A 7,712-nucleotide genomic window follows, 5' to 3' on the forward strand; every position below is an offset into this window, starting at 1 on the left:
ATTATCTCCGTCATCCCCCGGGGATTTTCCCGGGGGGATATACCTTATTTCTGTGGGATTTCAGTAATTTTCATGTCGGTGATATACACATTCACCAGGCGGAAATTATTGTCCATTGTGCGGCGGTAGCGGTATGCCCCGTGGTCTTCTGCTTCTGCCACACTGCGCACGGCCTTACAGTCCCGGGGCAGGGCGGCCCACTGTGCCTTTGTCATTTCCCGGAAACCTTCCCCCGGATAGTTGACTACCGGCGGACGCTTCGCGGTCTGTCTGGCGACGGCAGCCTCTTCTGCCGATGGCGCTCTGTAGTCCGTGATGCGATCGGGCGTCACTTTCATCGTGCCGCTGTACCCGAGAAAACTGTAATTCGGCGTTGTGACTGAACTCACCGCCCCGTTGCTTTTGTTCACGCGAATGATGGTCAGCCACTCGCCCCGGCTGCAAATCTGCCCGCCCGGCTCAAAATCCTGTGTCCGGGTAACCACACCACCGCTTTCGTCCAGCATGGCACGCTCATAGATCAGGCGGTTCTGATAGTGGTTAACCCAGCGTTGTTGACGCTGAATCTGCCGTTCATGACAGCGGATCGCAATTTCGCGGGCCTGCTCCGTGGTGATGATGTCATCATCCAGGGCCGACCATAACGATCGACTTCCTTCATACTGGCTTTTTTCTGCCGGGCGCGGATACGTATCCAGCGGGAAACAGGCGCTGATATGGTCATGACTGCTGATGAGTTTTGCCATATTCAGATCCAGCGATTCAGCCTGCCACATCGTCAGATATTTCTGCGACTGCGCGATGGTCTTTTCAGCCTTTCGCAAATCAGCTTCGATTTTTTTGATACGACGCCAGCGAACATCCGGACGTTCTTTATACTTCGCGTGAAGCAGTGCCGACCGCGCCCGCTCTTCCCAGTATTCCGCACGTTCAAAGAGTATCACGGCACGTTTCATGCCGTTTTCAATACGCTGCGCATCACGACGGGCGCGGCGTTCGCTGTGATGCCCCACAAGAATGGGCTGACCGGGCGGGATCATCGCGGCCAGTCTTTCCACTTCATCAAGTGCCTGTGCGGATTCACTGGCCCGCTTTCCGCTGTATCCGGTAAACCGCTCCGCCCGAGCTTCCTGACGTTCAGCGAGCGTGCTGTCTTCATCCTCAATCTCTCCGGCAAGTGAGAGGAGCACGTCTTCCCGGCCCGGTGTCCAGGCCGGCGCCACAAACAGCGCCTGTTTTGGTGCCCAGCGGAAACCGGCATCATGGACTTTTTTATACGTCTCCGGGTCAAGACGTGACGCGGCATACAGGCGCAGTTTGTTGTCATCCGGTGAGTAGGTCGCGCGGTACATCTGCACAGGGCTGGCGGCTTCCGGGGCGGTCATGGTGATTGCTGCTAATGTCATAAAATGTTCTCCTTCCGTCTGTTGCCGCCCCTCGCGGGGCGGCTCACCTCATCAGTTAAAAGCGCGTTTCAGTTCGAGTGTGCGGAGCACCTGCCCGAAAGCCGTGTTTTTCATGGCGGGGATGTGTACACCACGTCCCCGGTGAAAACTCCGGGCTATGTGTCGCCCGAAGGCTTTCAGCACGGGGTCAATTTCCGGCGCGGGGATGTCTTCGCGTCTGAAACGGGGATGACGGCGGGGCTTTACAGCCGCTGCGGAAGGTGAAACAATGCTTACAGTCATAAATGGATTCCTTATGACAAATTGGTTAACAATGCCGTCAAAATTGGTCGCACAATTCTTACGGCGTGGATTAAGCAGGTCCTCCCCGGCCTGCTTTTTTCATATCTGCGTCTGACGCTTTCCGGTGTTTTCCTCCTTCTGTTCCTGCGTTTTCATTACCTGCCAGCCGGATGACTGACAGAACAAATAAATGCGTATTGCCGGAGCCTGAAATAAATCCTGGTTTTTAAAGAACATCACCCGTTGAGTTTCGGGAGCCGCGGTTTTGACGTTTCGCGGGAACCTGCTGCTGTATTCCCTGTGGTATGAACTTCACCCGTTTGAGAACCTTCGCCGCAAGGGGCATCACTGCCACCGCCTGACGCACCTGTCCGGGGCAGAACGCAAAATTTTTTACCAGGTTTTGGGTAAAAAATTTTGTGGGCTGTTCATTTACCCTGGACAGTCAGTGCGGCAGGTTGTGGCTGTATCAGCCCCCGGCGACAGGGACTCAAACGGGTGTGTGGCACCCGGCAGGCAATGAGCAGGGACCCGCCGCAACGACGAAGAGCGCGTGCGCGAAACGGCGTTGCGCCTTACATCCCGGCGGCCTTTTGCCGGGATGCCGGGAGCGCAGGCCACGGCGCGACAAGGGTGGCGCGACCGTTCCGGTCGCTGCAAACCCGGGGTTTTGCGTCAGGGATGGAAGCCCTCCAGGGCGGAGACAGCTCCGCTGGCTCCGTTCACGACAGCCCGACCCGTCAGGGGGACGCCCGGGAAAGCCACAAACAGAAGAACGGAAAGAACAGGAAGAAGAGCAACAGTAACCACAGAAGAATAGCATCAGGAAAAAATATTCCGGACACATCACAAACGGGAAGGGTAACGGGCGACGCGTCAGCGTGCCCCGCTTCCCTTCCGGCAGGCGTCAGCCTGCCAGGGGTTTTCGTGCGGGCTGACAGGCGGCCTCCACCGCCTGCCCTGTATCACCTGTGTCTGCTGCCCTGAAGGATGAACTGACCGCCGAGGAAAACAGCCTGCTGATTCACCACAAAATCGCAGATTTCATCAACAACCTGCGCGGTGGTGAGCGGTTTCTGCCCCATCTCACGACGTCGTGCATTAATCATGGCCCTGTAATTACGCAGAATTTCGCGGGTTTCCGTGCTGATGTTCATTTTTCTTCGCCTCCTTCACAGGGGCGGCATTGCCGCCCCGTCCGTTAATCAGTCCAGTGCCGCGTAAATCGCGTTGCATTCGGGGTGAAATTCGATGTGGCTCCACAACTGCGCATCACGCATCCGGTAAAGCTGAGTCAGCCCCGCATCGCCGCTGTCATGGTACAGCCACAACTGACGGTTAATCGCAAGGGAAGTCAGAATGATGCCTGCGGCATCAGCACTCACGGTACGGTCAAACCAGTTTGCACCGTTCACCATGTGGAAACGGTCGCCATCCGGCATCATGTAACCGCCACCGTCCGGCAGGCGAACGAAGTGCCAGAATCCGCCTTCATATTCCGGCATCATTTTTTTCGCCAGCGCGTATACAGACGCTTCGGCATACAGAAAATCCTGGCCAAACAGGTAAGGCAGAAAAGACAGACGGTCGCACTCTTCAACGTTCAGGGTGACAGATTTTGCATACTGCATGAGATTTCCTCCGTTGTTCACATATTCCGCGACACCGGGCGGTGCCGTGCCTCCATAAAAGCCGGGCGATAAGGCGGGGATGCACGGGGCGCAAGGGAAGCCGCAGCCTGACGCACACGGCTGGCGGGAGTTGGAGGGTGAGACCGCGAAATCTGAGCGGGTGAACGACCGGAAAATCACGGCAGACGGGAAGGAGGGACCGGGTGACCGCAGCGGCGAAGCGTACCCTTGCATCCCCGCCAGCCCGGCTAAGATGGAGGCACGGCACAGCCCGCACACAACGCTGAGGCCACAGAGTTGAAACACCACAAGGCCATGCCCTGCATGGCCGGGTACAAGCGGAGCCGGCGGCGACTTCCTTTGTGCTCTGTCCGGGGACCGACAGGAAAAAGGCGGGGATTTTCCCCGCCATCGTCATCAGCCCCGGATTTTTGCGAGGGCATCCGCCATGCTGCGGATTTCGGCCCGGGCTTCCCGGACCACCTCCCGCAGAACATCACGGTCAAACCAGCGGCGGGGCGGTTCATCCGGTATACGCAGCACATCGCAGGCCAGCCCACTGGCCAGGATATGCTCCACACACTCACTGACCAGATACATTTCCACCGCCGAAAAACGTGCGCCCCGGTTCAGGATGGCATCGAGCACCACAGGCAAGTTTTCGTCGTCTTCATCGAGCCAGCAGGGGTGATCGCTTTCCTTCACCACCAGGCGAAAGCGGCGGGTCTGGCGGGTCAGCAACGTCTGACCGCTTGTGGTCAGCGCCGCCCGGATACGCCGTGCATCTTCTGCCACCCGGCAACTGACAGTGCGTACCGCATCGCGTACCGCCGCAAGTACAGCCCTGATTTCCTCCTCCGTCAGCCATTCACCCGCATACGGGAAAGACACCTGCGTTCCGTCTGCCGGAAGTACCGGCAGCGACTGCCACTGACTGCCGGACAGTACCAGTTCCGCCCCGGTTCCGGTCAGTTTGTGAATGGCGGAAGCCAGGACCGGCGGCAGTACGCAATCGTGGAGGTTGACGAGCAACGTCGCCAGCCGGGGCGCATCCAGCCGCACGTAAATGCTGATCCAGCCCGGATAGTTCTGCGGATCTCGCTGATCAACATCAGTCTCCTCCGGCCAGCCCTGCGCCAGCAGCAGGTTACGGGCGTGGCGATAAATCAGTGCATTCAGCGTTGTGTTTTCGTTCATGATTAATCGTTCTCCCTGTATCGCCGCCCGCAGGCGGCGATAACATCAGTCGTTTTCGTGTGTGTTGTTTTTCAGCAGGGTGCGGGCCTGATTAATCACCGCCTGACGGCGGGTGACGCATTCCGGGACGGCGAGGCCGTTATCACGGGCGGCCCATTCACGTTTCCACAGTGCCTGTTCAGCGGTCTGAATCAGGGACGCCAGCAGTTCAGCAGGGACGGTCACCTGGCGGTTTTCGCTCACGTTGCTGATAATCTCCATCGCCGCACCGGAAGAAATACCGGACTCAATCCGCTGGTCTTCCGGGATGTCCTCCAGGCGCGCCAGGACAGTCCTGATTTCATGATCGGTCAGAGAAATTTCCATACCGTCAGCCAGTGCCTGAATCTCTTCCGGGGACCAGACAACCAGCATCAGCGGCGTGTCTCCCGGATACTTTGCTGCCAGCTCCCGGCAGAGCGTTTCGCATGTTCCGTACATACTCTCTCCCCTCAATCTTTAAAGCAGGAATCCAGTTCCAGAATTTCGGTATACGCCTCCATGAACAGGCGATTGGCGCGATACAGTGTCTGGCGTGCCAGTCGTTCAACAAGCACATCGGAATCAAAGCGACAGCGATGCTCCATATCGTTCAGCCTGGCCCGAAGGTCACACATGGTATTGGCCACCTCCGCCACTTCGGCGCGAAGGTTTTCGTGTCCGGCATAGTTCATTTACGCAGCCTCCGGTTCAAACCAGTTATCATTCGCGGCCCCCTGCTGCATGGCCCGTTGCACGGCGGCCAGTCGTTGCTGTCCGGCACGGTGATACTGTTCAAGCAGCTCGATACCGATATACCGGCGTCCGGACTGAAGGGCGGCCATGCAGGTTGAGCCGCTGCCTGCAAACGGGTCCAGCACAATTGCGTTCGGGTGTGTGAAGCTCTCAATCAGCGGTTGCAGGCTGGTAACAGGCTTTTCCGTCGGGTGATGACGGTTGCCCGAATATTTCCAGCCCAGCACGTCCGGCAGCGGGTTTTGTGGCAGACGTGGACGGCCTTTTGCCAGGATGTAGGCGCATTCGTGACGGTACGCGACATACGCAGATTTGGATGTGTAGCTTTTGGTGAACACAAGGTGCCCTACAACGCTGAATCCCGCATTTTTCCAGGCAGCCATAAAGCGATCGACGCGGTTCCAGCCGTAGAAACTCACCATCAGCGAGTCCTTTTTGAGTACGCGGTACATCTCATTACAGGCCGGTTGCAGCCAGTCATCGTTAACGTCGCCAGCAATGGTGCGCCCGGAACGGTCACGGAAGCCGACGAGATATGGCGGGTCGGTGAGGATGAAATCAATGGCGTTATCAGGAATCGTGGCCATAATACGCACGCAGTCACCCAGGATAAAACGGGACATAACAGCACTCCTTCTCTTACAGAAGGCACCGGGAGGGCGCCCGTTCCCCGCTGCCTGTGGGCTGTTCACCGCGTCCGGTAACGGGTCAGGCCGACCGTGGAATATCGCAGCCGTCGTCTTTTTGACGGCGAGAATATGCCGCGAAAGCGGCTTGAAGGGCATTCATAAGGAAAGGGCGACAGGCTGGCGCTGGCGTACACTGTCACCGACGCCAGCCGGGAGCGGTAAAAGCGCCCGTCCCGTGCCCACCGGACGCGGGACACTGACCACAGGCAGCGTTCCTGCCGCGCCGCGTCAGCCGGCGCAGTAAAAAGAGGAGCACAGCGACATCCTTTGTCGGAAAAGAAACGGGCGGTTGCCCGCCCGTCTCCGTCATACTTCATCCCCCGTAATGCGCCACCTTATCGACTATCCACTCCGGCGCGGTAACTTCCGGCAGCTCATCATCATCTGTCGGGGAAGACCATTCCAGTTCCCCCCACAGCACATCAACAAGCTCTCCACGCTCATATCGCTGCCAGCCACAGAAATTGCAGCCCTGCTCGGCGTACCAGTGTTCCAGCGTGCAGCCGAAACGGCGGCTTAATTCTGCAACAACGTCGCTTTCCGGCTGACACCACGGCGTGTCGAAATCCACCTGAATGAAGTTTTCTCCCTGACGGCTGATATTCACCTCATACCCCACAGGCCACTTCACGCCATACTGTTCCGTATACCAGTGATATGCGGAAGGAACACCGTTCAGAACACCACCGTTAAAGCCATTCACTTCAACATCCAGGCGGGTGGGCAGAACCGTCAGCAGGTCAAACGGCATGGTTTTTTCCGGCAGTACGTTGTCACACAGACGGTTCCACCACACCGATACATCCTCGTTACTCCAGAAGCCACACCAGTCACCTCTTTTTGCGGTGAAAAGTGCGGTGATGGTATCCCTGACATCGTCCGGTAATCCTTCCCAGCGACGCTGTCCAGTACCGCTCTGCAGCCAGAGTTCATGCAGCAGTACACCGTCCTGCAGGTATGTCAGCCAGCGGGTGAACGCGATATTCTCCGGCGATACAACGCCACGCCCGGCAGCCGTCAGTCCGGGGCATGGTTCAAACCGCACATCTTCAGTGGTCTGCAGAAGTCCGGCACTTCCGGCCAGAAACAGCTGAATACCTTCATTTGTGGCGCGGCGATAAAGCGGGGTGACAGCACCGCTGGCCAGTCGTTTAATCTCAGCGATCTGTGCCGGTTCACCAGAAAAATACATACGATTCGAGCACCAGTTTGGCATGGGAATTCTCCTCTCACATGCGGCCTCCATCAGGCCGTGCCGCACCTGTAACCGGGCGACCGCATACGAATGCAGGTGCGGCCCCGAAGCCGCAGCGCGTGGAGGAGGAACGACGAAACGTGACCGGGTGAGGAGGCCGGCGACAGCGACACACTTGCATCGGATGCAGCCCGGTTAACGTGCCGGCACGGCCTGGGTAACCAGGTATTTTGTCCACAGAACCGTGCGCAAAATGTTGTGGATAAGCAGGACACAGCTGCAATCCACAGCAGGCATACAACCGCACACCGAGGTTACTCCGTTCTACAGGTTACGACGACATGTCAATACTTGCCCTTGACAGGCATTGATGGAATCGTAGTCTCACGCTGATAGTCTGATCGACAATACAAGTGGGACCGTGGTCCCAGACTGATTATCAGACCAACAACACGAGTGGGACCGTGGTCCCAGACCGATAATCAGACCAACAACACGAGTGGGACCGTGGTCCCAGACCGATAATCAGACCAACAAC

9 protein-coding genes and 1 pseudogene are annotated in these 7,712 nt (G+C 57.7%); all 10 read right to left on the minus strand.

What is annotated here, in order from left to right; genetic code table 11:
• Positions 1-44: 44 nt before the first annotated feature.
• Positions 45-1,406: a DUF3560 domain-containing protein gene (locus FFT88_RS21940; protein WP_135403579.1), complete on the minus strand. Its 1,362-nt coding sequence runs from the start codon at positions 1,404-1,406 to the stop codon at positions 45-47.
• Between the two features lie 51 nt (positions 1,407-1,457).
• Positions 1,458-1,688 carry a hypothetical protein gene (locus tag FFT88_RS21945; protein WP_000218642.1) on the minus strand — a complete coding sequence of 77 codons (231 nt, stop codon included), beginning with the start codon at positions 1,686-1,688 and terminating at the stop codon, positions 1,458-1,460.
• 965 nt (positions 1,689-2,653) lie between these two features.
• Positions 2,654-2,845, minus strand: a complete 192-nt coding sequence (locus FFT88_RS21960; RefSeq protein WP_174795832.1) for a hypothetical protein — start codon at positions 2,843-2,845, stop codon at positions 2,654-2,656.
• Between the two features lie 48 nt (positions 2,846-2,893).
• Positions 2,894-3,319 (minus strand): antirestriction protein, encoded by a 426-nt coding sequence (locus FFT88_RS21965; protein WP_240731084.1) that lies wholly within the window; start codon positions 3,317-3,319, stop codon positions 2,894-2,896.
• A 417-nt stretch (positions 3,320-3,736) separates the two neighbouring features.
• Positions 3,737-4,516 carry a hypothetical protein gene (locus FFT88_RS25435; RefSeq protein ID WP_205714162.1) on the minus strand — a complete coding sequence of 260 codons (780 nt, stop codon included), beginning with the start codon at positions 4,514-4,516 and terminating at the stop codon, positions 3,737-3,739.
• 45 nt (positions 4,517-4,561) lie between these two features.
• Positions 4,562-5,114, minus strand: a pseudogene (locus FFT88_RS21980) (DUF1380 family protein).
• Positions 5,008-5,229: a hypothetical protein gene (locus FFT88_RS21985; RefSeq protein WP_089704686.1), complete on the minus strand. Its 222-nt coding sequence runs from the start codon at positions 5,227-5,229 to the stop codon at positions 5,008-5,010. The pseudogene FFT88_RS21980 and the gene FFT88_RS21985 overlap by 107 nt, the downstream one beginning before the upstream one ends.
• Positions 5,230-5,913, minus strand: coding sequence for a DNA methylase (locus tag FFT88_RS21990; protein WP_135403581.1), 684 nt, complete (start codon positions 5,911-5,913; stop codon positions 5,230-5,232). It lies immediately after the preceding gene.
• 65 nt (positions 5,914-5,978) lie between these two features.
• A complete protein-coding gene (locus FFT88_RS21995; protein ID WP_240731085.1) occupies positions 5,979-6,296 on the minus strand; it encodes a hypothetical protein in 318 nt (105 codons plus the stop codon).
• Positions 6,293-7,171 carry a DUF1281 domain-containing protein gene (locus tag FFT88_RS22000; RefSeq protein WP_135403592.1) on the minus strand — a complete coding sequence of 293 codons (879 nt, stop codon included), beginning with the start codon at positions 7,169-7,171 and terminating at the stop codon, positions 6,293-6,295. The genes FFT88_RS21995 and FFT88_RS22000 overlap by 4 nt, the downstream gene beginning before the upstream one ends.
• Between the last annotated feature and the right edge of the window lie 541 nt (positions 7,172-7,712).

This window comes from Escherichia sp. E4930 (assembly GCF_005845405.1).
GTDB lineage: Bacteria > Pseudomonadota > Gammaproteobacteria > Enterobacterales > Enterobacteriaceae > Escherichia.

Excerpts from the sequence above, each read along its gene's own strand:
- FFT88_RS21940 (WP_135403579.1), bottom strand. The coding sequence starts at position 1,406 with ATGACATTAGCAGCAATCACCATGACCGCCCCGGAAGCCGCCAGCCCT.
- FFT88_RS21945 (WP_000218642.1), bottom strand. The coding sequence starts at position 1,688 with ATGACTGTAAGCATTGTTTCACCTTCCGCAGCGGCTGTAAAGCCCCGC.
- FFT88_RS21960 (WP_174795832.1), bottom strand. The coding sequence starts at position 2,845 with ATGAACATCAGCACGGAAACCCGCGAAATTCTGCGTAATTACAGGGCC.
- FFT88_RS21965 (WP_240731084.1), bottom strand. The coding sequence starts at position 3,319 with ATGCAGTATGCAAAATCTGTCACCCTGAACGTTGAAGAGTGCGACCGT.
- FFT88_RS25435 (WP_205714162.1), bottom strand. The coding sequence starts at position 4,516 with ATGAACGAAAACACAACGCTGAATGCACTGATTTATCGCCACGCCCGT.
- FFT88_RS21985 (WP_089704686.1), bottom strand. The coding sequence starts at position 5,229 with ATGAACTATGCCGGACACGAAAACCTTCGCGCCGAAGTGGCGGAGGTG.
- FFT88_RS21990 (WP_135403581.1), bottom strand. The coding sequence starts at position 5,913 with ATGTCCCGTTTTATCCTGGGTGACTGCGTGCGTATTATGGCCACGATT.
- FFT88_RS21995 (WP_240731085.1), bottom strand. The coding sequence starts at position 6,296 with ATGAAGTATGACGGAGACGGGCGGGCAACCGCCCGTTTCTTTTCCGAC.
- FFT88_RS22000 (WP_135403592.1), bottom strand. The coding sequence starts at position 7,171 with ATGTATTTTTCTGGTGAACCGGCACAGATCGCTGAGATTAAACGACTG.